This is a genomic window from Roseobacter sp. FCG-D35 (genome assembly GCF_033436665.1).
Taxonomy (GTDB): Bacteria; Pseudomonadota; Alphaproteobacteria; order Rhodobacterales; family Rhodobacteraceae; genus JAWQFO01.
Genome location: NZ_JAWQFO010000003.1, coordinates 399,316 through 424,286, shown reverse-complemented (window position 1 = coordinate 424,286; position 24,971 = coordinate 399,316). Strand labels below are relative to the sequence as shown.

At 66.1% G+C, this 24,971-nt stretch carries 25 protein-coding genes; 10 read left to right on the top strand and 15 right to left on the bottom strand.

Translation table 11 applies throughout. The annotated features are described in order from the left end of the window. From R5H30_RS10360 to R5H30_RS10325, 8 genes are all read left to right on the top strand, one after another. On the top strand, nt 1–248 hold a 248-nt coding region (locus R5H30_RS10360; protein ID WP_318328213.1), incomplete at its 5' end, for a ribosome-binding factor A. Continuing rightward, on the top strand, nt 245–1,000 hold the full coding sequence (locus tag R5H30_RS10355; protein WP_318328212.1) for a phosphodiester glycosidase family protein: 756 nt from the start codon (nt 245–247) through the stop codon (nt 998–1,000). The genes R5H30_RS10360 and R5H30_RS10355, both read left to right, overlap by 4 nt. 110 nt (nt 1,001–1,110) lie before the next feature. Further along, nucleotides 1,111–2,022, top strand: a complete 912-nt coding sequence (gene truB / locus R5H30_RS10350; RefSeq protein WP_318328211.1) for a tRNA pseudouridine(55) synthase TruB — start codon at nt 1,111–1,113, stop codon at nt 2,020–2,022. Continuing rightward, nucleotides 2,015–2,557, top strand: coding sequence for a DUF1643 domain-containing protein (locus R5H30_RS10345; RefSeq protein ID WP_318328210.1), 543 nt, complete (start codon nt 2,015–2,017; stop codon nt 2,555–2,557). Before truB ends, R5H30_RS10345 begins: the two co-directional genes overlap by 8 nt. Nucleotides 2,558–2,734: 177 nt before the next feature. Further along, on the top strand, nt 2,735–3,004 hold the full coding sequence (gene rpsO / locus R5H30_RS10340; RefSeq protein WP_318328209.1) for a 30S ribosomal protein S15: 270 nt from the start codon (nt 2,735–2,737) through the stop codon (nt 3,002–3,004). Between the two features lie 418 nt (nt 3,005–3,422). Further along, on the top strand, nt 3,423–5,555 hold the full coding sequence (gene pnp / locus R5H30_RS10335) for a polyribonucleotide nucleotidyltransferase (protein WP_318328208.1): 2,133 nt from the start codon (nt 3,423–3,425) through the stop codon (nt 5,553–5,555). Between the two features lie 186 nt (nt 5,556–5,741). Continuing rightward, nucleotides 5,742–6,230: a LysM peptidoglycan-binding domain-containing protein gene (locus R5H30_RS10330; protein ID WP_318328207.1), complete on the top strand. Its 489-nt coding sequence runs from the start codon at nt 5,742–5,744 to the stop codon at nt 6,228–6,230. 92 nt (nt 6,231–6,322) lie between these two features. Continuing rightward, on the top strand, nt 6,323–6,781 hold the full coding sequence (locus R5H30_RS10325) for an Lrp/AsnC family transcriptional regulator (protein WP_318328206.1): 459 nt from the start codon (nt 6,323–6,325) through the stop codon (nt 6,779–6,781). A 4-nt stretch (nt 6,782–6,785) separates the two neighbouring features. On the opposite strand, the gene R5H30_RS10320 is transcribed toward R5H30_RS10325, so the two are convergent. The 4 genes from R5H30_RS10320 to R5H30_RS10305 are packed head-to-tail and all read right to left on the bottom strand — an operon-like array spanning nt 6,786 to nt 10,340. Beyond that, a complete protein-coding gene (locus tag R5H30_RS10320) occupies nt 6,786–7,664 on the bottom strand; it encodes a glycosyltransferase family 8 protein (RefSeq protein WP_318328205.1) in 879 nt (292 codons plus the stop codon). After that, entirely contained in the window at nt 7,657–8,781 is a 1,125-nt protein-coding gene (locus R5H30_RS10315) for a capsular polysaccharide export protein, LipB/KpsS family (protein ID WP_318328204.1), read from the bottom strand. The genes R5H30_RS10320 and R5H30_RS10315 overlap by 8 nt, the downstream gene beginning before the upstream one ends. Then, nucleotides 8,778–9,683, bottom strand: coding sequence for a glycosyl transferase (locus tag R5H30_RS10310; protein WP_318328203.1), 906 nt, complete (start codon nt 9,681–9,683; stop codon nt 8,778–8,780). Before R5H30_RS10310 ends, R5H30_RS10315 begins: the two co-directional genes overlap by 4 nt. Nucleotides 9,684–9,686: 3 nt before the next feature. After that, nucleotides 9,687–10,340 carry a peroxiredoxin gene (locus R5H30_RS10305; protein WP_318328202.1) on the bottom strand — a complete coding sequence of 218 codons (654 nt, stop codon included), beginning with the start codon at nt 10,338–10,340 and terminating at the stop codon, nt 9,687–9,689. A gap of 152 nt (nt 10,341–10,492) precedes the next feature. On the opposite strand from R5H30_RS10305, the gene R5H30_RS10300 reads away from it, so the two are divergent. Together R5H30_RS10300 and R5H30_RS10295 are read left to right on the top strand one after the other, a co-directional pair. Beyond that, entirely contained in the window at nt 10,493–11,920 is a 1,428-nt protein-coding gene (locus tag R5H30_RS10300) for an aldehyde dehydrogenase family protein (protein WP_318328201.1), read from the top strand. 230 nt (nt 11,921–12,150) lie between these two features. Further along, nucleotides 12,151–13,188, top strand: a complete 1,038-nt coding sequence (locus R5H30_RS10295) for an alpha/beta hydrolase fold domain-containing protein (protein ID WP_318328200.1) — start codon at nt 12,151–12,153, stop codon at nt 13,186–13,188. A 61-nt stretch (nt 13,189–13,249) separates the two neighbouring features. On the opposite strand, the gene R5H30_RS10290 is transcribed toward R5H30_RS10295, so the two are convergent. From R5H30_RS10290 to R5H30_RS10240, 11 genes are all read right to left on the bottom strand, one after another. Beyond that, a complete protein-coding gene (locus tag R5H30_RS10290; protein WP_318328199.1) occupies nt 13,250–14,791 on the bottom strand; it encodes a hypothetical protein in 1,542 nt (513 codons plus the stop codon). A gap of 215 nt (nt 14,792–15,006) precedes the next feature. After that, complete coding sequence (locus tag R5H30_RS10285) at nt 15,007–15,432, bottom strand: SRPBCC family protein (RefSeq protein ID WP_318328198.1); 426 nt, start codon at nt 15,430–15,432, stop codon at nt 15,007–15,009. Next, nucleotides 15,429–15,746 carry an ArsR/SmtB family transcription factor gene (locus R5H30_RS10280; protein WP_318328197.1) on the bottom strand — a complete coding sequence of 106 codons (318 nt, stop codon included), beginning with the start codon at nt 15,744–15,746 and terminating at the stop codon, nt 15,429–15,431. The genes R5H30_RS10285 and R5H30_RS10280 overlap by 4 nt, the downstream gene beginning before the upstream one ends. A 174-nt stretch (nt 15,747–15,920) precedes the next feature. Beyond that, nucleotides 15,921–16,568: an RluA family pseudouridine synthase gene (locus R5H30_RS10275; protein ID WP_318328196.1), complete on the bottom strand. Its 648-nt coding sequence runs from the start codon at nt 16,566–16,568 to the stop codon at nt 15,921–15,923. Nucleotides 16,569–16,617: 49 nt separating this feature from the next. Further along, the gene (locus tag R5H30_RS10270) at nt 16,618–19,062 is read right to left on the bottom strand and encodes a GcvT family protein (protein ID WP_318328195.1); all 2,445 of its coding nucleotides are present in this window, start codon (nt 19,060–19,062) and stop codon (nt 16,618–16,620) included. A gap of 11 nt (nt 19,063–19,073) precedes the next feature. Next, nucleotides 19,074–19,970, bottom strand: a complete 897-nt coding sequence (locus R5H30_RS10265) for a homocysteine S-methyltransferase family protein (protein WP_318328194.1) — start codon at nt 19,968–19,970, stop codon at nt 19,074–19,076. Next, complete coding sequence (locus R5H30_RS10260; RefSeq protein ID WP_318328193.1) at nt 19,967–22,414, bottom strand: GcvT family protein; 2,448 nt, start codon at nt 22,412–22,414, stop codon at nt 19,967–19,969. Before R5H30_RS10260 ends, R5H30_RS10265 begins: the two co-directional genes overlap by 4 nt. After that, on the bottom strand, nt 22,407–22,790 hold the full coding sequence (locus R5H30_RS10255) for a GFA family protein (RefSeq protein ID WP_318328192.1): 384 nt from the start codon (nt 22,788–22,790) through the stop codon (nt 22,407–22,409). The genes R5H30_RS10260 and R5H30_RS10255 overlap by 8 nt, the downstream gene beginning before the upstream one ends. Nucleotide 22,791: 1 nt before the next feature. Beyond that, complete coding sequence (locus R5H30_RS10250) at nt 22,792–23,415, bottom strand: LysE family translocator (protein WP_318328191.1); 624 nt, start codon at nt 23,413–23,415, stop codon at nt 22,792–22,794. Beyond that, nucleotides 23,415–23,987, bottom strand: coding sequence for a helix-turn-helix domain-containing protein (locus tag R5H30_RS10245; protein WP_318328190.1), 573 nt, complete (start codon nt 23,985–23,987; stop codon nt 23,415–23,417). Before R5H30_RS10245 ends, R5H30_RS10250 begins: the two co-directional genes overlap by 1 nt. Nucleotides 23,988–24,188: 201 nt before the next feature. Then, a complete protein-coding gene (locus R5H30_RS10240; RefSeq protein ID WP_318328189.1) occupies nt 24,189–24,968 on the bottom strand; it encodes a MipA/OmpV family protein in 780 nt (259 codons plus the stop codon). Nucleotides 24,969–24,971: the final 3 nt, after the last annotated feature.

Genomic DNA, 24,971 nt, shown 5'->3' with positions numbered 1-24,971 from the left:
GGCCCCCCCCCCCCGACCTGCGCGTGGCGACGGCCTTCGTGCTGCCGCTCGGCGGACAAGGTCGCGACGATGTGCTCAAGCTGCTGGCGCGCAACAAGGGCGAGCTGCGGCGCATGGTGTCGAAGCGCCTGGCGCTGAAATTCGCGCCCGACCTGCGCTTCCAGATCGACGAGACCTTCGACCGGATGGACGAGACCCGCGCGATGCTGTCCCAAGACGCCGTGCGGCGCGATACCGGCACGGAATGAGACGGCTGGGGCGCATCGGCGCGCTGGCGCTGGCTGCGCTGGCCTCCTGCGCGGTGGCGCAGGACGGAACACCATGCCGGAGCGAGAATTTCCGGGGCGTCGACTACACGCTTTGCGAAGTCGACGTGGCGCAGGCGGACCTGCGGCTGTTTCTCTACGACGAGAGCGGCGCGCCCTTCGGGCATTTCTCGGCTGTCGACCGGGCGCTTGCGGAGGAAAACACCCGGCTCGTCTTCGGCATGAATGCGGGCATGTTCCACGAGGATCGCGCGCCGGTCGGGCTTTACGTCGAGGACGGGCGCGAGATCCGCGGTCTGGTCGAAGGCGCGAGCCCCGGCAATTTCGGGCTGGTGCCCAATGGCGTCTTCTGCCTGCGCGAAGGCCGCGCCGACGTCATGGAGACGTCGCGCTTTGCCGCCCGCCGCCCCGACTGCCGGTACGCCTCGCAATCCGGACCGATGCTTGTGATCGACGGCGAGCTGCACCCGCGGTTCCTGAAGGACGGCAGCTCGGTCTACGTGCGCAACGGCGTCGGCACCACCTCCGACGGGTCGCGCGCGGTCTTCGTGCTGTCCGAGGCGCCGGTGAACTTTCACCAGTTCGGCTCGTTCTTCCGCGATCACCTGGGGCTGCCGCAGGCGCTCTATTTCGACGGCAACGTCTCGCGGCTGCATGCGCCAGGGTTGGGGCGCAGCGATTTCGGCTTCAGTCTCGGCCCGATCGTCGGTCTGGTCGCACCCGCCGGATCCTGACTTTCCGCCTCCGGCGGGGATATTTTGAAACCAGAGAAGATCCGGGGCTGGGCAAACCGGTGCGGGTGCGCTAAGGGGCGCGCCCGATCAGTCAAGGAGAGGCCGAGGACATGGCACGCAGGCGCAAGGGACGCGACATATCCGGCTGGCTGGTGGTCGACAAGCCTGCCGGCCCGACGTCGACGGCGGTGGTCAACAAGGTGCGCTGGGCGCTCGACGCCAACAAGGCGGGCCATGCCGGTACGCTCGACCCGGAGGCGACCGGCGTGCTGGCGATCGCGCTTGGCGAGGCGACGAAAACCGTGCCTTTCATCACCGATGCGCTGAAGGCATACGTCTTCACCGTGAGGCTGGGAGCGGCGACCAATACCGACGACGCCGAAGGCGAGATCATCGCGACACGTGACCTGCGTCCGGATGACGAGGCGATCAAGCAGGCGCTCGGCGCGTTTGTCGGGGATATCGAGCAGGTGCCGCCGCAGTTCTCGGCGGTAAAGATCGACGGTGAGCGCGCCTACAAGCGCGCGCGGTCGGGCGAGGAGATGGCGCTGGCGGCGCGCCCGCTCTTCGTCGAATCGCTGCTGCTGATCGACCGGCCGGACGCCGATCACGCGGTGCTCGAGATGGTTTGCGGCAAGGGCGGCTATGTGCGCTCGATCGCCCGCGATCTCGGCGCGGCTCTGGGCTGCCATGGCCATGTGACCGAGCTGCGTCGGACCTGGTCGGGCCCCTTCGACGTCGAGGACGGGTTGAGCCTTGCGCGGATCGAGGAGATGGCGCGCACGCCCGGGCTTCACGACTTCGTGCTGCCGCTGGAAACCGGGCTGGCGGATCTGCCGGAGGTGGCGGCCACCGCCGAGGGGGCAGCGCGGCTGCGCAACGGCAATCCCGGCATGGTACTGGCGCAGGGGATCGACTATGGCGAGGAATGCTGGGCGGCCTTCGACGGGCGCGCCGTGGCCGTCGGGCGCTACAAGGCGGGCGAGTTGCACCCCAGCCGGGTCTTCAACACTGGTGGCTGAACCGGGGACGGTCCTGCGTCGGCACGCGGCGGACGGCGTCGCGTCGAGCGCCACCTATTCCGATTGCGGGTCCTACCGCTATGACCTCACCCGGGTCTGGGCCGACGGTGGCACGCGGGTGGGCTTCGTGATGCTGAACCCTTCGACCGCGACCGAGGCGCAGAACGATCCGACCATCGAACGCTGCCAGCGCCGGGCCGTGCGGATGGGATTCGGCGCCTTCCGGGCCTGCAACCTCTTCGCCTGGCGTGCGACCGATCCGGCCGATCTGCGCCGCGCGCAGGCGCCGGTCGGACCCGGGAATGACGCCGCGATCCTGGCCTGTGCCGACTGGGCCGATTTGCTGATCGTCGCCTGGGGCGTGCACGGGGCGCATCGCGCGCGCGGAGCCGAGGTCGCTGCGCGGCTCGGGGCGGCGGGCTACGCGATGCACCATCTCGGGCTGACCCGGAAAGGTCACCCGCGCCATCCGCTCTATCTGCGGTACGACCTGGAGCCGCAGAGCTGGCGCCCAGAAGTGGCCGCGACACGGTAACCGGGCTGCCCGCCGCACGCATGCGGCGGGCAAGGCAAAGAGGGTTTGCCATCGGCGGAGAATCCTCCTATACGCGCGCATCTCCCGGCGAAGAGGCTTTGCCGAGGAGATTGAACGGGCCCGTGCTGGACGACATCCCGGCCGGCGCCGACACCCCAGACCCGAAAGGAGATACCGATGTCGATCACCGCGGAAGAAAAGACCCGCCTGATGAAGGAATACGCCACCAAGGAAGGCGACACCGGTTCGCCGGAAGTCCAGGTGGCCATCCTGAGCTCGCGCATCGCGACGCTGACCGAGCACTTCAAGACCCACAAGAAGGACAACCACGGCCGCCGTGGCCTTCTGAAGATGGTCGCCACGCGCCGCAAACTGCTCGACTACGTGAAGGGCAAGGACGAAGCGCGCTACCAGGACCTGATCAAGCGTCTCGGCCTGCGCCGCTGAACCGGGAGCACCGGTCATGATACGAACGCCTGCAGTTTCTGCGGGCGTTTTTCTTTTTCGGAACAGGGAAATCCGCGCCCTGCCCGGCTGTCGGCCGCGAACGCGAGGGGCAGCGCGGCGCGGTCGTGCGCCGAAGATCGTTTCAGGCCATCAACGGTATCGCGGCGGCTGGCGTCCGGCGGCCAGTCCGGGTGGCATTGGCCCATCGGCGAACGCGTCGGTCTGCCCGCTTCCGGCACATCGCCCCAAGGGCCGCAGCGGGGCAGTCGCGCTCCCTTTCCATTGCGGCAATTCTCCTTTATAGCCGCACAATCTGAAAGCCGGCGCCCGGACTCCAGCGCCCGACAAAGAAGATACCGGAGTCAGGGGGAATTCGCCCCCTATGCAATGGCCCGAGGGGCCTACACAGGAAACGTAGATGTTCAACGTAACGACGAAATCGATGCAGTGGGGCGAAGAAACGCTCACACTGGAAACCGGCAAGGTGGCCCGTCAGGCGGACGGGTCGGTGATTGCCACGGTCGGCGAAACCTCCGTGATGGCGAACGTGACCTTCGCCAAGGCGCCGAAACCCGGTCAGGACTTCTTTCCGCTGACCGTTCACTACCAGGAAAAATACTATGCCGCCGGCAAGGTGCCGGGCGGCTTCTTCAAGCGCGAGGCGCGTCCGACCGAGAAGGAGACGCTGACCGCGCGCCTGATCGACCGTCCGATCCGCCCGCTGTTCGTTCCGGGCTTCAAGAACGAAGTGCTGGTGATGTGCACCGTGCTCAGCCATGACCTCGTCAACGATCCCGACATCGTGGCGATGATCGCGGCCTCGGCGGCCCTGACGATCTCGGGCGCGCCCTTCATGGGCCCGATCGCCGGCTGCCGCGTCGGCTTCGAGGACGGCGAATACGTGCTGAACCCGACCGTCGACGACATGCAGGACCTGCGCCTGAACCCCGAGCAGCGTCTCGACCTCGTCGTGGCCGGCACCAAGGAAGCCGTCATGATGGTCGAATCCGAAGCCTACGAGCTGTCGGAAGCCGAGATGCTGGGCGCGGTGAAGTTCGCGCACGAGCAGATCCAGCCGGTGATCGACCTGATCATCAGCCTCGCCGAAGAAGCCGCCAAGGAGCCGTTCGACTTCCAGCCGGCGGACTACTCGAAGCTTTATGACTCCATCAAGGCGGCGGGCGAGGCGCAGATGCGCGACGCCTTCGCGATCACCGACAAGCAGGAGCGCACCGCAGCGGTGGCCGCGGCCCGCGAGGCGATCGTGGGCGCGCTGAGCGAAGAGCAGGCCGAAGATCCGAACCTCGGATCGGCGATGAAGAAACTCGAAGCCGGCATTCTGCGCGGTGACGTGGTCAAGACCGGCAAGCGGATCGACGGGCGCTCGACGACCGACATCCGTTCGATCGTCTGTGAAACCGGACTGCTGCCGCGCACGCACGGATCGGCGCTGTTCACCCGCGGCGAGACGCAGGGCCTCGTGGTCACCACGCTCGGCACCGGCGACGACGAGCAGTTCATCGACGCGCTGCACGGCAACTTCAAGTCCAACTTCCTGCTGCACTACAACTTCCCGCCCTACTCGGTCGGTGAAGCAGGGCGCGTCGGACCTCCGGGCCGCCGCGAGATCGGCCACGGCAAGCTGGCATGGCGCGCACTGCAGGCGGTTCTGCCGGCGGCGACGGACTTCCCCTACACGATCCGCGTTGTTTCCGAGATCACCGAATCGAACGGTTCGTCCTCGATGGCCTCGGTCTGTGGCGGCTCTCTGTCCATGATGGACGCGGGCGTTCCGCTGAAATCCGCGGTGGCCGGCGTGGCGATGGGCCTGATCCTCGAAGAGGACGGCTCCTACGCGATCCTTTCGGACATCCTCGGTGACGAGGATCACCTCGGCGACATGGACTTCAAGGTCGCCGGTACCGAGAACGGCATCACCTCGCTGCAGATGGACATCAAGGTCGCGGGCATCACGCCCGAGATCATGGAGAAGGCCCTGGCCCAGGCCAAGGACGGCCGGATGCACATCCTCGGAGAGATGGGCAAGGCGCTGACCGGTGCCAACGAGTTCTCGGTCCATGCTCCGCGCATCGAGACGATGACCGTGCCCACCGACAAGATCCGCGAAGTGATCGGCTCGGGCGGCAAGGTGATCCGCGAGATCGTGGAAGTCTCCGGTGCCAAGGTCGACATCAACGACGACGGCGTGATCAAGATCGCTTCGCCGAACGCCGAGGCGATCCAGAAGGCGCATGACATGATCTACTCGATCGTGGCCGAGCCGGAGGAAGGCAAGGTCTACACCGGGACGGTGGTCAAGATCGTCGACTTCGGTGCCTTTGTGAACTTCTTCGGCAAGCGCGACGGCCTCGTGCACGTCAGCCAGATCGAGAACCGCCGCCTGAACCATCCCTCCGACGTCCTGAAAGAGGGCCAGGAAGTGAAGGTCAAGCTGCTCGGCTTCGACGATCGCGGCAAGGTGCGCCTGTCGATGAAGGTCGTCGACCAAGAGACCGGCGAAGAGATCAAGAAGGAAGAAGCCGCGGAGTGATCCGAGCGCCTTCGATCTGACCTGAAAGCCCCGGCCCGCGCCGGGGCTTTCTTTTTTCCGGCTTTCCGCCGGATGTTCAGAATCGATCCCTCCGGCACTCGAAAGACCCGGATACCGCGATTCGCGTTTTTCGTGTATGATCCGGACATTGCAGGTCCAATATCTTTGATCGAAAGGGAAATTGCCGTGTCCGTCACGCTTGATATTCAGCAGCCGCAGCCGCTCGATCTCGTCGGGTCCGAGATCCTCATCGCCGGGAACGCCGTCGCCTTCGAAGGCTCCCTGACCGTCCGGGTCTCTGAAGGACATGACGAATTCGAGTCCTTCATCCAGGTCGGATCGCTGGGCCTGCGCCAGTTCCAGGGGTCAATCGAAATCCCCGAGACCAACAGCTTCCGGCTCAACCGCCTGTTTGTGACCCTTGCAGACGACACCGGCAACGAGAACGGGCCGTCGGTGGTGATTCCGGTGCTCTTCGGGCCGCGCATCCTGCCGGGCTATTCCGGCTGGCAGCCCTACACGGTGCGATCCGGCGACACGCTGACCAAGATCGCGCGGGACCAGTACGGCAACACCGACTTCCAGCCCATCTTCGAAGCCAACCAGCACATCCTGAGCGATCCGAACCTGATCTTTCCCGGCCAGGTCCTGCGCATTCCGCGCAGCGATATCTGACGCTCCGCGCCGCCCGGACGCCTCCGGGCGGACCTTTACAATGACCGTCAGGAAGGTGACGTCTTGTGGACCAGATCACGACAGGCCGAACCATGGACATCTCCGACGCCGAGCGCCGCCTGCTGCGCGAGATCCAGCGCGACGCCTCGCTGTCGCTTGCACAACTGACCGAACGCTGCGGGATGGCCCAAAGCACCGTCTGGCGCCGGCTGCAGGACTTCGAGGCCTCCGGCCTGATCCGGGGGCGTGTCGCCTTGCTTGACCCCGGGCGCGCCGGGTGCAAACTGACGGTTCTCGCTTCGATCTCGCTGACGAACCACGCCGAGCAGACCGTCGCGGCATTCGCGCGGCTGATCGACGGTCATCCGGAGATCGTCGAATGCCTGGTGACCTCGGGCGGTGCCGACTACCAGCTCAAGATCCGTGTTGCCGACGTCGAAGCCTACGAGACGTTCATGTCGCAGGTACTTCTGCGCAGCGCGCATGTGCGTGAGGTGCATTCGAGCTTTGTCCTCAAGGAACTGAAATCGACGACCGAATTGCCGATCTGAGCGCTCAGGGAACGAGGTCGGGGAACTGTTTGCGGAACTTGGCGAGAAACACGCGGTAGGACAGAACCGAGCGCGCGCCTTTCCCGAGGATCTTCGGGGTCGGGAAGTGCCAGGGTTTGCCCGGCCCGTGGTAATGCAGGATTGCAGGCCCGCCGTCGGTCTTCGCCAGCGTCTCCACTCCTGCCCGTTCGATCCAGGTCCGATGGGGCTTAACGCGCCCCCAGCTCGCATTCCACGCCGGATCGAGCGCCGCGATGCGCCCGGCGAAGATCTGGTTGATCCGGTCCTGGTCCACCGTGGAAAACCCGCGCGCGGCCTGCATGTCGGCCATCTCGGCCATCAAGGCGTCATCCGCAACGATGCGTGGGCTGTCGAAGAGCAGCACGCCGGAGTTGACGTAACGCCCCGGCGGGACCTCTCCCATGACGCGCCCCAGACCGTCCAGGCGGTCCTGGCGGCCCTCGGCGGCCCAGCGCGACACCACGTAGTCCGGCACACCGGCCAGAAGGTTCTCTCCGAGGTCGAGCCGCATCAGCGGCGACAGATCGCGCCGCACGAGGATGTCGCCGTCGACATAAAGGAAACGCTCGCCGATCAGGCGTGGCAGGAGCAGCTTGCCCAGCGCGTTCGGCGGAATCGTCTTCTTGGGCGATTGCGCATCCCGCAGCCAGCCCTCGTCGAGAACGTGGACCTCGAGCCTGTGCTGCGGCCAGTGTCCGGCGACGCGCCGCGCAGCGTCGCGGTCCCGCGGGTCAAGCTTCCAGCTGGTGAAGTGCACCTCGACCGGTGCTTTGGCGGCATCGAGCAGCGAGGCCATGGCGACCAGTGTCGGCTTCAGAAAGCCGGCATCGGTCAGAAAGACGATGCGCGTCGGGTCAGCCATCGGTCACCTCCCGGGTCAGTGCAGCATGGCGCACATGCCGGTCCAGCAGGCGCGAGAGGTCGAAGCGGTGCGACCGCAGGTCTTCGTCCCGGACGAAATAGTCGTTGAACAGGAAATTCATCAGGTCGTCACGCGCCTCCGCGTCGAAATCGAGCGCCGCGGGATTCTTCAGAAGCGCCGAGAGTTCGGCAACCGTGCCGGCCGTCTGCGTGCGGCCAATCCCGCTGTAGTAGCTCGCACCCAGCACGATCACCGGCTTGTCGTAGAAGAACGCCTCGAGCCCCATAGCGGAATTGATGGTGATCACCCCGCGCGAGGCCGCCAGCTGGTCGAGCGAGTTTGTGTCCTTGTCGATGACAAGGCGCGCGCCGCGATGCCGCGCGACCAGTGGTTCGAGCGTCCCGCGCGCGTTCGGATGCGGTTTCAGCCGCAGATGCCAGTCTCGTGGCAGTGCCTCGGCCGCCTGCGCCAGGACGGCGACGAAATCGCCAGCATCGGCCACCCAGCCGCCGTCCGGCAGCGGATCGCCGGGCGCGTTCATCTGGAACGGGCAGAACAGGAACGGCCCCTCTCCGGACCAGTCGGCGCGCCGCTCCTGGCCGACGAGCTTGCGCCTTGGCGTCCGCACCGTGAGCGTGTCGCGCAGGCTGCGCCAGTCGATTCGGGGATGCCGCCCGTCCTTGCGCCAGCACCGGAAAAAGGCGGCGTCGCGCGGTATCGAGCTGCGCGCGTTGACGCCCTGCATGTCGATCTGCACCCAGCCCGGCATCGGACCGCCTTCGAAAAAGACCAGCGGAATCCCGGCCGCACGCGCGGCCATCGCGCCGAGTTCGTCCCGGCCCCCCAGCCCGCGCCAGACGTAGAGCAGGTCCACGCCCTCGGTGCGCAGCCTTTCCGCGAACCCGGCGTGTCGCGCCGCTTTGATCAGCGTCTTGAGTCCGCCCTCATTGCCGTTCGCGCGGGCGTCGGCAAGCGACTGCCGCCCGATGCTCGGCGACAGCGCGCCGATGGACACCGATCGCGGCGCCTGACCGTCACACAGGAGCGACCGCATCGCGGTGTCGCAGAAGGTTTCTCCGTTTGCCAGATACGCCGGCTGCCGGAAGCCCGTGGTCACGCGGCAAGCTCCCGGTCTTCGGGAATGCCGAGATCGAGCAGCGCGGAGCTCGCCGAGTGACAGCGCAGCGACACATTCCGTGCGGCGGCCACCTCGGCAAAGGCTTCGAAATGTTCGAGGATGCGGGCGAGCGCCCCGACGATCCCGGACTTGGCGCGCGCCTCTGCGGTCTCGTAGAAGCGCGGCGCATTGGCCGAGGTCAGGTCGACCCCGAGAAATCCGATGCTCCGGGGGTCGGCGGCCAGCGCGATCTGCGCCGCCGAGAATGCCACCGTGCCGGCCGGAACGACGCCGGTCTCGGGATGCAGCGAGACCATTGGACGCTCCTGACCTTCGAAACAGGCGGCAATTTCGGGGTCCTGTAGCGCGCGGCGCGTGCCGTTCAGAGGCTTGACGATGTCATCGATCAGGAAGATGCGCCGTCCCTCGGCCCAGCCGGCATCGAAGCTCAGCAGGGCACGGATGACCGAGGGCGACAGCAGCCACAATTCGATCCGCTCCGCTTCATCGCCGATCATGTCAACGTGACGCCAGACAAAGCGTTCGTCCTCGATCGCCCCGATGCGCACGGTGCCGAAGCGCGGCGCAAGGCTCAGCGCCCCGTTGAGAAGTATCGCGGGACCATCGGCCCAGCGCGTGACATCCGCCTGCCGGACCGACGGCCCCGAGCCGCAGATCAGAACGGGCCGGCCCGCAAGAAATTCGCGCGCCGCTGCCCAGGGCAAAAGCTTTCCCGCCTCCTCGCCCTTCCAGACGATGCGGCCCGGGACGTCGCCCCGGGGCTTGGTCAGTTTCAGGAACGGCCAGACGTCCTGACCGTGCGCGCGCGCCTTGCCGCCGAGCACCTGGAAGCCGTGCTTGACCAGCTTTCGCCGCCAGGGCCGGTCCGAGCGCGCGCGCAACGCTCAGGCCGGAGCCTTGGTGGTGCGCAGGTAGGGCAGGACGGTCTCGAACTCGCCGAACTTGGTCTTGGCGTCCTCGTCCGACACAGCGACCGGAATGATCACGTCGCCGCCGGGCACCCAGTTGGCCGGCGTCGCGACGCCCTTGCCGATCGACATCTGCAGCCCGTCGAGCGCACGCAGCACCTCGGCGAAGTTGCGCCCCACCGTCATCGGATAGGTCATCGAGAGCTTGAGTTGCTTGTCTGGCCCGATGATGAAAACCGAGCGCACCGTGGCGCTGTCGGCGGGCGTGCGCCCGTCGGGCAGGTAGGCATCCGCGGGCAGCATGTCGAAGGCCTTCGACACTTCCAGCCCCGCGTCCCCGATGATCGGGAAATCGGGTGCGACGCCGCCGACCTTCTCGATGTCGGCCTTCCACTTCTTGTGGTCCTCGACCCCGTCGACGGAGACGCCGATCACCTTGGTGCCGCGCTTCTTCCATTCGTCCGAAAGTTGCGCGACCGCGCCGAACTCGGTGGTGCACACCGGCGTGAAATCCTTCGGGTGCGAGAACAGGATCGCCCAGCTGTCGCCGATCCAGTCGTGAAAGCTGATCGGACCCTCGTCGGTCTCGGCGCTGAAGTCCGGAACGGTGTCGTTGATGCGCAAACCCATGGTGTACTCCTCTCATGTGTTGCCGGTCTTTTCCGGCCCTGATTACACCTTAACGCCCGGTCTTTCATCCCCTCTCTTGCCCCGGCCTATGCGCGGTGACAGAGTGCCGCCGAATCGGCCCCCGAGGCCAAAAAAAACAAGGAGTGTGATCCATGCTGGAAAAACGTGACTTCTACATCGGCGGCCAGTGGGTCGCCCCGGCGAAGGCCAACGACTTCGAAGTGATCGACCCTTCGACCGAAGAGACCTGCGCGGTCATCTCGCTGGGCGACACGGCGGATACCGATGCCGCCGTCGCCGCCGCGCGCAAGGCTTTTGACAGCTTTTCGCGGACCTCCAAGGAAGAGCGGCTCGCGCTGCTGGAAAAGATCCTCGACGTTTACAACGCCCGTGCCGAGGACATGGCCAAGGCGATCTCGCTCGAGATGGGCGCGCCGATCGACATGGCGCGTCAACAGCAGGTGACGGCGGGCAGCTGGCACCTCGAGGGCTTCATCGAGGCGTTCCGCGACTTCGAGTTCGAATCCGACTACACCGCGACCGAGCGCAGCATCCGCGAGCCGATCGGCGTTTGCGCCCTCATCACGCCGTGGAACTGGCCAATGAACCAGGTCGTGCTGAAGACAGGTGCTGCACTGGCCGCCGGCTGCACCATGGTCCTGAAACCGTCCGAGATCGCGCCGCTGTCCTCGATGCTTTATGCCGAGATCCTCGACGAGGCGGGCGTTCCGGCCGGGGTCTTCAACCTCGTCAACGGCGACGGTGCGGGCGTCGGCTCGCAGCTGTCGTCGCACCCGGATGTGGACATGGTCAGCTTCACCGGCTCGACCCGCGCCGGTATCGCGATCTCGAAGGCCGCCGCCGACAGCCTCAAGCGCGTGAGCCTCGAGTTGGGCGGCAAGGGTGCCAACATCATCTTCGAGGATGCCGATGAAAAGGCGGTCAAGCGCGGCGCGCTGTCGTGCTTCAACAATTCCGGCCAGTCCTGCAATGCGCCGACCCGGATGCTGGTCCAGCGCGCGCGCTACGACGCCGCCGTCGAGGAAGCCGCCGCAACCGCCGAGAAGATGGCGGTCGGACCGGCCTCCGAGGAAGGCCGTCATATCGGCCCGGTGGTCAGCCAGACCCAGTACGACAAGATCCAGGCGCTGATCGAAACCGGCATGGGCGAGGCGCGTCTCGTCGCCGGCGGACTCGGGCGTCCGGATGGTCTGAACCGCGGCTACTACGTCAAGCCGACGGTCTTTGCCGACGTAAGCAACGACATGACCATCGCGCAGGAAGAGATCTTCGGCCCGGTCCTGTCGATCATCCCCTTCGACAGCGAAGAGGACGCCATCGCCATCGCCAATGACACGCCCTACGGTCTGACCAACTACATCCAGTCCCAGGACGAGGACAAACGCCGTCGTGTCGCGCGTCGCCTGCGCTCGGGCATGGTGCAGACCAACGGTCAGGGCCTTGCCAAGGGCTCGCCCTTCGGCGGCTACAAGCAGTCCGGCAACGGACGCGAGGGCGGCCTTTACGGGCTCGAGGAATTCCTCGAGGTCAAGGCCGTGACAGGCTGGGCGGCCGAGTAATCGCCGCCGCCCGGGCTGCAAAGCCGGTGACATATTCGACACGTTCCGCAGCCCCGGCCAACGCCGGGGCTGCGTGCGTTTCCGCAGGTTCTTGATGCAAGGTTCGGAGGGTAGGGGCGATGATCCGGACGGTTGCTTTGTCATTAAACGGGCTCATTCGGCTTCGAAAAGATGCAGATGTCGCCTAGATTCCATCGTGGAAAGGGAGACGCACAATAAGAGCACCTGCATTGGTTCTTGCCATTTCCCCTATGTCTTTTGCGTCGCTAAGCTGGGCGGAAGAAAGCAGCCCCTGGAAGTTAGGGGAACGCGAGTTGCCGCCGCCGGCACATGTCAGTCCGGAACTCCGCGCGATCCTCGAAAACACGCCGCAGCCCGACGTTGACGCAGCCATTGCGAGGCGCCCGGAGACCCTTGAAGAATGGAGGGCGTTCGCGGCGGAAAGCGACGCCACAGGAGCAGCGCTTGTCTCGAAAGTCAGCGAGGTCGCACATATCGATGTCGCCGAAGATGAGGTCGCGGGGGTCACCGTCTACCGACTGACGCCTCCGGAGATCGCCCCGGAGTATCGGGAGCGGCTCTTTGTTCACGTTCACGGCGGAGCTTTCGTCAAGAACTCCGGTCTTGCCGCGACAAGCGAAGGTCTGTTGATTGCACATTTCCTCAAGATGCGCGTCGTTTCCATCGACTACCGCATGCCGCCCGATCATCCGGCGCCCGCCACGATCGAAGATGTCGTCGCCGTCTGGCAGGCACTGGTGTCCGATCACTCGTCGGACTCGATGGCGCTTGGCGGCACCTCGGCCGGGGCCAACCTGACACTGGCGGCCACGTTGCCCCTGAAGGAGAGGGGAATTGCATTGCCGGGGGCGCTGATGGTCGGAACACCTGCCGCCGATCTTTCCGAAGTGAACGACACCAAGTTCCTGAACGAAGGCGTGGACCGAATGCTGGTCTCGTGGTCGGGCTACGGCGCCGGGGGCGTCGAACTTTGTGTCGGCGATATGGACATCAAAGACCCTCGGGTGTCGCCGATCTTCGGCGACTTCACCGGTTTTCCTCCGGCTTATCTCATCACCGGTACGCGTGACATGCTTCTCAGCGACACGGCGCTCGTTCATCGCAAGCTGCGCCGGGCGGGCGTCATTGCGGACCTACATTTCTACGAAGGGCTGTCACATGCCGATTACCTGACGGCCTGTCCCGCACCTGAAGTCGCAGAGCACCATGCCGAACTCGATCGGTTCCTGAAAGAGCATCTGAACTGACATTTCGCGCATTCATGGACGCCGCGATACCGGCTTCGAAATCAGCTAGCCCACAAGCAATTCACGATGTCGGTTCCGGCACCTTCTCCTCGCTGACCGGCTCGCGATCCAGCCACGCCCGCATCTGGTCCAGCTTCTCCGGCGGCGAAGCATAGCTGCCGCGTTCCTGTGCCAGGCCCGCCCGGTGCATTCCGATGGCCAGAAGGTCGACGAATTCCGGCACGTCGAAATAGGAGGTGTGAATCAGTTCCTTCCACTTCAGGCTCTCGGAGAGCTCGCCGCGCAAGTCCGCCGAGGGCGGCGCGTCGCGCGACATGCCGAGAATCAGTCGCACCTTGTTCAGCGTGGTGATGGCATGCCCGTCGCTGTGTTCGCGCAGCGGGCGTGCCACGATTTCAGGCAGCGGATCGAATGAGCGCTTGAACTCCGGCGGGCTGGGTTCGACCCGGCTGACGGCCTCCTGCACGATGTCGTCGCCCCAGGCACGTTCGCGCATCGAGGCCCAGAGCACCCGGTTCAAGAGCCACGACAGCGGCACGCCGATGGCGCGGAACGTTTTCTTCATCAGCCAGTTGGCGAGCCGGATCGCGTAGTAGAACACCACGAGCGCCAGCAGCATCAGCAGGATCATGTAGACCGTAATCTCGGTCCCCGGACTCAGATCCGCCTCGGTGACCGTCATCGTCTTCGCCGCCCACAGAAGCATGCTGCCACCCTCCTTGCCGGTCAGCGTGTCCTGGATCAGGTAGATACCAACGCCGAACACCACGAGCAGCTGGACCGCGGCCACCACGGGCTGCAGGAAGGTCGAGGGCACGATGGGCACCGACACGTTGCGCACGTTGTAAAGCGCGCTGATCGCCTCGTCCTCGATGTGCCACAGGCCGAGCCACCGCTTGCCGTATTTCTCTTCGACCCGCTGCTTCTGCTTTCGCGTGAACCATGTCCTGTGGCGCCGTTCGATCAGGAAAAGCGCGATGATCGACACGAAACCATAGAGCACCAGCGCCGTCGACAGCGCCTCGAGCACGACCGCCTCTTCCGGCAGCCAGCCGCTGCGGTTCTTCATCGCCCGGTAGGTGGCCGAGATCGCCAGCGCCATGATGCCGCTTGCGAAGATCGTGAGGCCCATGCTGGTGAGACGCTGGAAGATGTAGGGATTGGGCCGGTAGTTCAGGAAGGGCGTACCGACGGTGACCCACTGCTTGAGATGACGCAACTCGCGCCCTTTCCTCTCCGCCTGGATCAGGGCGCTGTAGATCACCGAGCCGCCGTGGCTGTGGCCGACGAGGTAATAGTCGACGCCTTCGTCCTCGTAGCAGAGGATGCGTTCCAAAAGCCCTTTGCCCGCCGCGCGGCGTTGCAGCTCGCTGTTGGGTCCTTCGGTCCACTGGTAGGGTTCGAGGTCGATTGCCTCCGCCTCGAGATCGAGCCGGCGCTTCATCTCCTCTCCGAACCTGCTGCCGTGCTGCCACCAGCGGTCCCCGGTCGCCGTCGTGTCGCCGGCCCCGGTGCCGTGCACGGTGACCAGCTTGGTGCGCCGGGTCCCCGGCGCCTTCCGGGTCGTGTCATCCCGCGCCAGCCCGGGCTGGATCTTGTTCATCTGCCGCCCCCAGCATGACCTGTTGCCGCGGACAACCTCCGTAAACGTGCTTCGCACATGCGATGGAAATCGCCGCCGTCCTGGCAACCATGCCGGGAAATCCCTGCGATTTCCAGCGTTTTCACCCCGGCGTCAGGCACCCGCGTGTCCGCGCCCGGGGCGGCAAGAGCCCCGGGCACGTCACCCGATCCGGTCGGGCGAAGTCACATGCGGCGTCAGCCGTGGACCGCGTCGCGCAGCTGGGCGAAATGCCCGTCCCAGCCCTTGTCGAGGTTCCGCGTCAGCTCAAAGCCCTCGCTTCCCTGCGGCAGGTTCTCGTGGACCAGCGACAGTTGCGTGCCGCCGTCGACCTCCTCCAGCGTCCATTTCACCAGGCTGACCGCGTCGGGCATCATTCCCACGGTGAAAGTGTATTCGAGATAGTCATGCGGCCGCGCCGCGCGCACCTCTCCCCAGATCAGCCGGTCGCCACTGTCGGCACCGTAGAGCGCAAGCGCCTCGCCCGCCCTCAGCGGCGATTTCGGCGCGTGGAACCATTGCGCAAGCCTCTCGGGCTCGGTCAGGAACGCCCAGACCTCCGGCTTCGTGGCCTTGAGGATGATCGTCTTGCGCAGCACGGCGCGGGTCAGTGTCGTCGTCATGTCTTGTCCTTTTCGATTGCTGTCTTGAGAGCCGCCAGCCGGTCGTCCCAGAAGGCGTCGAAGAACCGCAGCCAGTCCTGCACCGGCGCCATCGCTTCGGCGTTCAGCCGGTTCAGGCGTTCGCGGCCGCGCGCCTCGACGGTGATCAGCCCGCCGTCCGAAAGCACGGTCAGATGCTTCTTGATCGCCGCCCGGGTGATGTCGAAGTTCTCCGCCACCTCGGCGATCGTCATCTCCCGTCCGCGCAGCATCACGAGGATGTCGCGCCGCGTCGTATCGGCCAGCGCGCGGAATACGGGCTGTGGGTTGTCCATGCATCGCCTCCTATATGATACCTTTTGGTATCCAATCATATACGATACCAAAAGGTATCACGTCAAGCCCAAAGCAGCATCGACGCAGACCGCGCGCCACGCTCCATCTCTGGTTCGGAAATATCCCCGCCGGAGGCATGAAACCCGCCGGCGCATATGCCGGCGGCGCGGCGGTCAGAACGGTGCCGGAGCGCGCAGCTTCATGGACCGTCCGCCCTGCGGATGCTTGAAGCGCAATTCCTCGGAATGCAGCATCAACCGCGGGAAGTCGCGCGCGGGACCTTCGGAATAGAACGGATCGCCGAGGATCGGATGGCCGATCTCCCGCATGTGCACGCGCAGCTGGTGACTGCGCCCGGTCAGCGGCATCAGGCGCAGACGCGCGGTCCCGCCTTCGGTCTTCAGCAGCCGCCAGTCGGTCCGCGCCGGACGCCCCTGTTCGAAGTCGACCTTCTGCAAGGGCCGGTTCGGCCAGTCGACGATCAGAGGCAGGTCGACGGTGCCGGTCTTCTCCTCCGGCACGCCCCAGACCCGCGCCACGTAGGTCTTCCTGGTCATGCGTTTCTCGAACTGCAGCCCGAGATGCCGCTGCGCATGAGGCGTCAGTGCGAAGATCATCACGCCCGAGGTGTCCCGGTCGAGCCGATGCACCAGCAGCGCGTCGGGAAAGGCCGCCTGTACGCGGGCCAGCAGGCAGTCTGAAAGATGCGCGCCCTTGCCCGGCACCGACAAAAGGCCCGAGGGCTTGTCGACGACCAGCACCTCGGCGTCCTCGTGCAGCACGACCAGTGGGTCCTGTGGCGGGGCATAGTCCGTATCCATGCCTCTCGTTCCCAGATGGCGACGGGCTTTGCAACCCGCAGCGCGGGGCTCAGGCCCGCACCCGCTCCGCTCCCCGGTCGTACATCGGCTTCAAGGATGCCTCCGCCGCAACCCGCACCCCGGCGACGTCGATCTCGTAACGCGAGGCCAGCACGTCGCCGGCGCTTTCGCCGCGGCACGGCACGTAGCCGAGTCCCACGGCACCGCCCAGGGTGTGCCCGTAGGCCCCGGAAGTCAGAAAACCGACGATCTCGCCGTCGCGCAGCACCGGTTCGTTGTGATAGAGCAGCGGCTCGGGATCGGTCAGGCGGAACTGGACCAGGCGACGGTCGAGCCCCGCCTCTTTCTTCGCCAGCACCGCGTCCCGCCCGATGAAGGCGGGCTTTCCGGTCTTCACCGCGAAGCCCAGCCCGGCCTCGAGCACGTGGTCCTCGCAGGTGATGTCATGACCGAAATGCCGGAACCCCTTCTCGATGCGTCCGCAATCCATCATGTGCAGCCCGCAGAGCTTCAGACCCATCCCGGCCCCGGCCTCGGCCAGCGCCTCGAAGACATGGGCCGCCGTGTCGGCGCTGACATAGATCTCCCAGCCAAGCTCGCCGACATAGCTGACACGGTGCGCCCGGGCGAGGCCCATGCCGATCTCGATCTCCTGCATCGTCCCGAACGGGTTCGCCGCGTTGGAGAAATCGTTCGGTGATACGGTCTGCAGCAACGCCCGCGACCGCGGCCCCATAAGCGCCAGCACGCCTTCGCCCGCGGTCACGTCGGTCAGCACCACGTTGTGCGCGCCGACATGCCGCCGCATCCAGGTCTCGTCGGCCAGCCGGGTCGCGGCCGGGGTGACGACGAGATAGGCGGTTTCCGACAGGCGCGTCACGGTGACGTCGGCCTCGATCCCGCCGAGTTCGTTCAGGAATTGCGTGTAGACGATGCGGCCCGCCTCCACGTCCATCTCGTTGCCGCAGAGGTGGTTCAGGAAGGCACAGGCATCGCGCCCCTCGACCCGGATCTTGCCGAAGGACGACATATCGTAAAGCCCGACGTTGCCGCGCACCGCCGCAAGCTCCTCGGCCACGTTGCCGAAGAAGTTCTGCCGCTTCCAGGAATAGGCGTATTCCGGTACCTGGTCCGGACACGCGAACCAGTTCGCGCGTTCCCAGCCCGCAAGTTCCCCCATCACCGCCCCGTGCGCCAGAAGCTGGGTGTGGACCGGCGAGCGCCGGATGCCGCGCGCGGTGGCCTTCTGGCGGTAGGGGTAATGGTCGGCGTAAAGCAACCCAAGCGTTTCCTTTGACCGCTCGAACAGGTAACGCCGGTTGCCCTGGAAGGGCTGCATGCGCGCGATATCGACATCGCCGAGATCGAAGGGCTTTTCGCCGCCCTCCATCCATTGCGCCAGCGCCATGCCGGCGCCGCCCGCGGACTGGATGCCGATCGAGTTGAACCCGGCGGCGACCCAGAAGTTTTCGAGCTCCGGCGCGCGACCGAGGTGGTAGGCATCGTCGGGCGTGAAGCTTTCGGGACCGTTGAAGAAGGTGTGGATGCCCGCCTCGGCCAGCATCGGCATCCGCATCACGGCGCGTTCGAGGATCGGTTCGAAATGGTCGAAATCCTCGGGCAACTGGTCGAACTCGAAGCTTTCCGGAATGCCGTCCATGCCCCAGGGCTTGGCATTGGGCTCGAAGGCGCCGAGCAGCATCTTGCCCGCGTCCTCCTTGTAATAGGCGCATTCGTCCGGCACCCGCAGCACCGGCAACTGACCAAGACCCGGGATCGCCTCGGTCACGATGTAGAAATGTTCGCAGGCATGCAGCGGAACGTTGGCGCCGGCCATGCGCCCGATCTCGTGCCCCCACATGCCGCCGCAGTTGACGACCATCTCGGCGGCGATCTGCCCGGTCTCTTCGCCCCGTTGCCAGTCCACGCCCGTGATCCGCCGCCCGGCACGGCACAGACCCGTCACCTTGACACCTTCTGCCACCAGCGCCCCGTTCTGGCGCGCACCCTTGGCCAGCGCCAGCGCGATGTTCGCGGGATCGCCCTGCCCGTCCTTCTCGAGAAAGACGCCGCCCGTGACGCCGCTCGTGTCGAGATGCGGGTACTTCTCGCGCACCTCGTCGCGCGTGATCTCTTCGACCGCGACGCCGAAGGCGCGGGCCATCGCCGCCTGCCGCCAGATTTCCTCGCGCCGCTCCTCGGTCAGGGCGACGGTGATCGAGCCCACGCGCTTGAACCCCGTGGCGACTCCGGTTTCGGCCTCGAGGCTGCTGTAGAGCTCCTGGCTGTACTTGGCGAGCTTGGTCATGTTGGCCGTCGCGCGCAGCTGCGCGATCAGGCCGGCAGCATGCCAGGTGGTGCCGGAGGTCAGCTGCTTGCGCTCCAGAAGCACGATATCGCGCCACCCGAGTTTTGCGAGGTGATAGGCGACGGAACAGCCGATGACGCCACCGCCGATGATGACGACGCGGGCCTGTTGCGGAAGATCGGACATGGTTTGCGCTTTCAGACGATGGTGTGGCCGCCCGCGCTGAGGCGTCGGGCGATCTCGGCGATATGGGCGGGTCCGATCTCGCAGCAGCCGCCGACAATCGTGGCCCCATGGTCGACCCAGCCCATGACGTGGTCGGCGTAGCGTTCGGGCGTCATGTCGGCGCGATGTTGAAGCGAATCCACCGTCGGCATGTCCTTCTTGAATTCCTCGGCGACCTCGACGAAGCCGTTGGCATAGCCGCCGAACGGCAGGCCAGATTTCGCGATGATCGGCAGACCTGCGCCGATGGCCTCTGGGCGCGAGCAGTTCAGCAGGACGGCTTCGGGGCGATGGGCCTCGATCAGAGCCTGCGCCTCGGACAGCGGCTCTCCGGACCGCAGCCGTGTGCCGTCATGATCTTCGACCGTGAAGGCGATCCAGACCGGCACGCCGTGGCCCGTCCCGCCGCGAAGGGCACCCTCGCCCTCGAGGATCGACGAGACGGTTTCGATCAGCAGCAGATCGCAGCGCGGGGCGAGATGAGCGGCCATGCGCGCGAACCGCGCCGCGGCGACGTCCGCGTCGGGCATGAGATCCGGCCGGTAGGTCGCCAGAAGCGGCCCCATGCAACCCGCGATGCGCCCGCCGCCCGCAGCCTCCCGCGCCGCATCGGCGGCATCGAGCGCGGCGTCGAGAAGATCGTCGACGCGGTCCCCGAGCCCGACGTGGTCGAGCCGGCTTTCATAGACCGCGTAGGTGTTGGTCGAGGCGATGGTCGCACCGGCGTCGAAATAGGCGGCGTGAACCTCGCGCACGAGGTCCGGATGGTCGATCATCACCTGCGTCGACCAGAGCGGCGTGGCGGCATCGCCGCTGCGATGCACAAGTTCCTGGCCGATGGACCCGTCGAGAAGGGCGATCTCGGTCATGCCCTGAGCCTTTCGTTCTTCGGGTCCCAGATCGGGCCGTCGGGCTGAACCACGGCCGGACACTTGCGGCCGAAGATGTCGACCTCGAGTTCGGTGCCCGGCGTCGCCAGGTCGGCGCGCAGCATGCCCAGCGCCACCGAGTGGCCGACGCGGTAGCCCCAAGCGCCGGACGTGGTCTCGCCCACGACCTCGCCGCCGTGCCACAGCGTCGACATGTAGGGCGCATCCTGGTCGCCTGCCTCGACCCGCAGGGCGACAAAGCGTTTCGACGGCCCGCCCTGCCCCTCCGCTTGCAAGGCGGCCTTGCCGGGGAAGTCGGCGGGTTTCTCGAGATCGAGAAACCGGTCGAGCCCGCCTTGCAGCAGCGTGTAATCGGTCGACAGATCGCCTTTCCAGGAACGGTAGCCCTTTTCGATCCGCAGGCTGTTCAGCGCCCACATGCCGAACGGTTTTGCGCCCGCGCCGAGCACGGCGTCATAGATCGCCGGTGCGTCTTCGGTGGCGCAATGCAGCTCCCACCCGAGTTCCCCGGCAAAGGAGACGCGGATCAGGGCGCAGGGTTTCCCGGCGACGTGCGTGTCGTACTGAACCGAAAGCCACGGCAGCGACAGGTCCGCATCCGTCAACGGCCCGAGGACGTCGCGTGCCTTCGGGCCGGTGACCAGCAGGCATTCCACCTCGGCGCTGTGATCGCTCACCGTGACACCCTCGGGCGCAGTGCGGCGCAGAACCTCGGCATCGTGCCACTGCGCGGCGGCGGCGGTGATCAGGCCCACGTCCCCGTCGCCGTGAACGAGGCAGGACATCTCGGTCAGGATGCGCCCACGGCTATCGGGAAAGTAGACCAGCCCGATCCGCCCCTCGGGCGGCAGGCGCGAGGCCGTCAGACTGTCGACATGGTCCCGCGCGCCCGGCCCCTCGACCTTGAGCCGGGTAAAGCCGGAAATCGCGATCACGCCGCAACCGTCGCGCACCGCCTCGCATTCCTCGCGGATACGTTCCTGCCAGGGGCCGGCACGATCCCAGGTCTGTGTCGCCACCTCGGAGGTATCGTCGCCCGGCTGCGCGAACCAGTTGGCGCGCTCCCAGCCGTTGTAGACGCCCATCACCGCGCCTTGCGCAAGCATCCTGTCATGCAGCGGAGAGCGTTTGCGGTCGCGCCCGGCGGGCCAAGTGTGCCACGGGAAATGCATCGCGTATTCGTGGCCGTAGGTCTCGACGGCCTTGGCGACGCAATGATCGGCATCGGTGTAGTCGGTGTAGCGCCGCGGATCGCAGGCCCACATGTCCCATTCCGTCTCGCCCTCGGTCACCCATTCGGCCAGCACCTTGCCCGCACCGCCGCCTTGCGTGATCCCGAAGGTGAAAACGCAGGCCTCGTAGGCATTCGGCACGCCCGGCATCGGCCCGACCAACGGCAAGCCGTCCGGTGCATAGGGGATTGGGCCGTTGATGACCCGGCCCACACCGGCGCTGCCGAGCATCGGCACCCGCGCCATCGCGTCCTCGATGTACCATTCGAGCCGTTCCAGGTCGTCGGGATAAAGCTGAAACGAGAAATCCTCGGGCATCGGGTCGTCCGGCGTGATCCAGTGCGCCTTGCAGTTGCGCTCGTAGGGGCCGAGGTTCAGACCGTACTTGTCCTGCCGCAGGTAGTAGGAGCTGTCGACGTCGCGCAAAAGCGGCACCTTGTGGCCCTGTTCCAGCGTCCAGGCCTTCAGTTCGGGGATCTCCTCGGTCAGGAAATACTGGTGGCTCATCACCGCCATCGGCACGGTGCGTCCGCCGAAGGGTTTGAACCACTCGCCGACGCGCTGCGCATAGTAGCCGGCGGCGTTGACCACCTTCTCGCAGTGAATGTCGCCCTTGTCGGTGTGCACGATCCATTCGCCGTTCTCGCGGCTGACACCGGTGGCCGGGCAGAAGCGTTCGATCCGCGCACCCATCGCGCGCGCACCCTTTGCCAGCGCCTGGGTCAGCTGCGCCGGGTCGATGTCGCCGTCGTCGGGGTCGTAAAGCGCGCCCGCCAGATCGTGAAGTTCGATGAACGGGTAGCGGTCCTTGACGTCGTCGAGGCCGATCACCTCGAGGTCGAGCCCCTGGTAGCGCCCCATCGACTTCGCGCGTTCGAACTCCATCATGCGGTTCGGGCCGTGCGCCAGCCGGATCGAGCCGGTGACGTGGTAATTCATCGGGTAGTCGACCTCTTCGGCGAGCCCCTTGTAGAGGCCCAGCGAGTAGCGCTGCATGTTCATCACCGCCCAGGAGGTCGAGAAGGACGGGCAGTTGCCGGCCGCGTGCCAGGTCGAACCGGCGGTCAGCTCGTTCTTTTCCAGCAGGACGCAGTCGGTCCAGCCCGCCTTGGCGAGGTGGTAGAGCGACGAGACGCCCACCAAGCCACCGCCGATGATGACCACGCGGGCCGTTGTCGGGAAATCACCCATCTTCTCGCGCCTCCTGCCGTATGTCGTCCGAAATCTCGTAGTAGTCGCCCTTGAAGGCGGTGAAGATATGCCGCTCGAGCTTCAGCCCGGTCGGGCCGTCGACCGACCCCAGCGACACGCCGATCTCGTCCTGTCGCGCACCCTGCCAGAACAGGAACGAGCCACAGATGGGACAGAAACCGCGCCTTGCGTACGGAGTGGCCTCGTACCAGCGGACGTCGCCGTCGCTGCGGAATGCGTCATGCGCGACGTTCACAGAGGCCCAGTGATGGCCCGACTGCTTGCGGCACTGGCCGCAATGGCAGGCGGAATTGCCGCGCAGACCGCCCGCCGCCTGCCAGCGCACCGCACCGCAAAGGCAGCTTCCGCTCAGCATCTCAGGCCCGCCCCGCCGGCGCACTCGAGAGGCCGAGCAGGATGCCGTAGACGATGAAGCACAACGCCATGATGCGCCGCACCCAGGTGTTGAAGATGGCCCCCAGCGCCGCACGCCCGATCAGGGCGCCGATGGCCGTGAAGCCGGTGTAGCTCAGGGCCGTGATGGTCAGCGCGGTGGGCAGGATCAGCACCATCTGGTCGCGGATCGGCACGTCGGGTTGCACGAATTGCGAGAAGGCGGCGAGGTAACCCGCGACGCTCTTGGGGTTGATCGTGGCGATCAGGAACGCGCGGACATAGACTGAGTGCGCCGGACGTGGCTCCAGCTGCACCGGTTTCGTCGCATTGCGCCAGCCCCTGATGCCGAGCCAGATCAGCACCGCCGCCCCGGCGAGCTTGGCGGCGAAGAAGGCCGTCGGAGACGCCGCGATCAGCGCCGTGACGCCCAGCGCCGACAGGATCAGGAACAGCGTCGCCTGCGTCAGGATGCCCAGAACACCCACCATCGCACGGCTGAAAGGCAGCGTCATGCCGTTGTTGATGCAGTTGACCGCGTTCGGCCCCGGCGTGGTCACGAAGACGATCCAGAACAGGGCGAAGACGATCCATCCTTCGACGCTCATCAGTAGACCGGCGGCGCGATGACCCAGATCGCCACGGCGGGCGCGTCGTAGGGGTTGGACCATCGGAAGGGTTCGCCGCGGATGCGGAAGCTGTCGCCGGGCTCGATCGTGTGCTGCCTCCCCGAAATATCGAGATCGAGTCTGCCGGACACGAGATAGCCCACTTCCTGCGTCGGGCGCGCGACAGGCTCTGCCAGCGCGCTGCCCGGTGCGAAGGTGGAGTGCACGACCTCGAAATCGTCGGTCAGGTCCGGCGAGAGCAGTTCCTCGACCAACCCTTCGACGGACGAGCCGATCTGCCGCCGGGCCGCATGCCGCACGACGAAGCCGGCCTCGTGCGCCGGGGCCGCGTCGTGGCGGAACAGCATCGACATCGGCACCCCCAGAGCGTCGGCAATCCGGCGCAGGTCCGAGATCGATGGTTCGGACAGGTCCCGCTCAACCTGGCTCAGCCAGCCGACGGAGCGCCCGAGGGTTTCGGAAAGGTCAGCCAGCGTGACCGCACGCGCCTTGCGCAGGGCGCGCAGGTCGGCACCGATGGTATGGGGTCGGGTGGGCAGACTGGCTGTCATGGCGGCGTGAAAACCTCGCTTCTTTTTTCACGCTGACCGACTCGCGTGAAAAATTCCAGCAAAATTTCACAAAATGTCCATCGAGGTCACCGCGGAGCATGCAGGGCACAATGACCAGTTGTAGAGATTCGTCCTGCGGTCAGCCCACGGGATTGCCGGCAAAACACGGGCCTGCAGACCCGGATGCTTGAGACAGACCCGCTACCAGAGCCGAAGCACGCCGATCCCGGCGTAGAACTGGTCGCGCGACAGAGTGACCGGGCTCGCGCCGGCATCCTCGAGCAGGTATGAATAGGCCATCCCGGCGCCCAGCGCCCAGTTCCGGCTGACCGGCTGGATATAGACCGCCAGCAGCCGCGCGTCGCGCCAGCCCGAGCCTGCATCGAAGGCCGGCAACCCGCTCGCAGCGGCCCCGGCGGCGTCAATGCCGAAATAGGTGCTGGTGTAGTCGTCGGAGCCCCAGCTTGCCGCGAGGCCGATGCCGAGGGATGCGTAGTCACCCACCGGCAGGAACCGACGCACGCTGAGGTCCATGACGTAGCCCTCGTGCACGCCGCTGACATCGTGCAGCACCTGCGCCCCGACGCGCCAGTTGTCGCGCGGATCCGTACTTCCCCAGCGGTAGCCGACAAAGCCGCCGAGATCGATGGACATGTCGATCTCGGGCAGTTCCTCGATCCGCTCTTCTTTCGGGTTGAGACGTCCGAACCGCAGGATACCCGCGGGACCCGCCTGCCAGTGCGGATGATCGAGCACGTTGACGGTCAGCAGGTTGGCCTCGAGGCTGACGTAGCGGTTGCCGTAATGCTTGCGCCCGATGGGCACCGCAGCGACCGTGAAATCGTCCGAGCCGATGTAGCGCGGGCCAGCCCCGAAGCCGAAGCCGAAATAGTCGGGTGTCCTCTCGGGCAGCGGAACCGCGGTCTGCGCCATCGCTTGTCCGCCCAGCAGAAGTGCCGCGAGCATTGCCTTGAGCTTCATCCC

What these genes read in the sequence shown, in the direction of transcription:
- R5H30_RS10355 (WP_318328212.1), top strand. Translation starts at nt 245, where the DNA reads ATGAGACGGCTGGGGCGCATCGGCGCGCTGGCGCTGGCTGCGCTGGCC.
- truB (WP_318328211.1), top strand. Translation starts at nt 1,111, where the DNA reads ATGGCACGCAGGCGCAAGGGACGCGACATATCCGGCTGGCTGGTGGTC.
- rpsO (WP_318328209.1), top strand. Translation starts at nt 2,735, where the DNA reads ATGTCGATCACCGCGGAAGAAAAGACCCGCCTGATGAAGGAATACGCC.
- pnp (WP_318328208.1), top strand. Translation starts at nt 3,423, where the DNA reads ATGTTCAACGTAACGACGAAATCGATGCAGTGGGGCGAAGAAACGCTC.
- R5H30_RS10325 (WP_318328206.1), top strand. Translation starts at nt 6,323, where the DNA reads ATGGACATCTCCGACGCCGAGCGCCGCCTGCTGCGCGAGATCCAGCGC.
- R5H30_RS10320 (WP_318328205.1), bottom strand. Translation starts at nt 7,664, where the DNA reads ATGGCTGACCCGACGCGCATCGTCTTTCTGACCGATGCCGGCTTTCTG.
- R5H30_RS10305 (WP_318328202.1), bottom strand. Translation starts at nt 10,340, where the DNA reads ATGGGTTTGCGCATCAACGACACCGTTCCGGACTTCAGCGCCGAGACC.
- R5H30_RS10300 (WP_318328201.1), top strand. Translation starts at nt 10,493, where the DNA reads ATGCTGGAAAAACGTGACTTCTACATCGGCGGCCAGTGGGTCGCCCCG.
- R5H30_RS10290 (WP_318328199.1), bottom strand. Translation starts at nt 14,791, where the DNA reads ATGAACAAGATCCAGCCCGGGCTGGCGCGGGATGACACGACCCGGAAG.
- R5H30_RS10285 (WP_318328198.1), bottom strand. Translation starts at nt 15,432, where the DNA reads ATGACGACGACACTGACCCGCGCCGTGCTGCGCAAGACGATCATCCTC.
- R5H30_RS10280 (WP_318328197.1), bottom strand. Translation starts at nt 15,746, where the DNA reads ATGGACAACCCACAGCCCGTATTCCGCGCGCTGGCCGATACGACGCGG.
- R5H30_RS10275 (WP_318328196.1), bottom strand. Translation starts at nt 16,568, where the DNA reads ATGGATACGGACTATGCCCCGCCACAGGACCCACTGGTCGTGCTGCAC.
- R5H30_RS10270 (WP_318328195.1), bottom strand. Translation starts at nt 19,062, where the DNA reads ATGTCCGATCTTCCGCAACAGGCCCGCGTCGTCATCATCGGCGGTGGC.
- R5H30_RS10265 (WP_318328194.1), bottom strand. Translation starts at nt 19,970, where the DNA reads ATGACCGAGATCGCCCTTCTCGACGGGTCCATCGGCCAGGAACTTGTG.
- R5H30_RS10260 (WP_318328193.1), bottom strand. Translation starts at nt 22,414, where the DNA reads ATGGGTGATTTCCCGACAACGGCCCGCGTGGTCATCATCGGCGGTGGC.
- R5H30_RS10255 (WP_318328192.1), bottom strand. Translation starts at nt 22,790, where the DNA reads ATGCTGAGCGGAAGCTGCCTTTGCGGTGCGGTGCGCTGGCAGGCGGCG.
- R5H30_RS10250 (WP_318328191.1), bottom strand. Translation starts at nt 23,415, where the DNA reads ATGAGCGTCGAAGGATGGATCGTCTTCGCCCTGTTCTGGATCGTCTTC.
- R5H30_RS10245 (WP_318328190.1), bottom strand. Translation starts at nt 23,987, where the DNA reads ATGACAGCCAGTCTGCCCACCCGACCCCATACCATCGGTGCCGACCTG.
- R5H30_RS10240 (WP_318328189.1), bottom strand. Translation starts at nt 24,968, where the DNA reads ATGAAGCTCAAGGCAATGCTCGCGGCACTTCTGCTGGGCGGACAAGCG.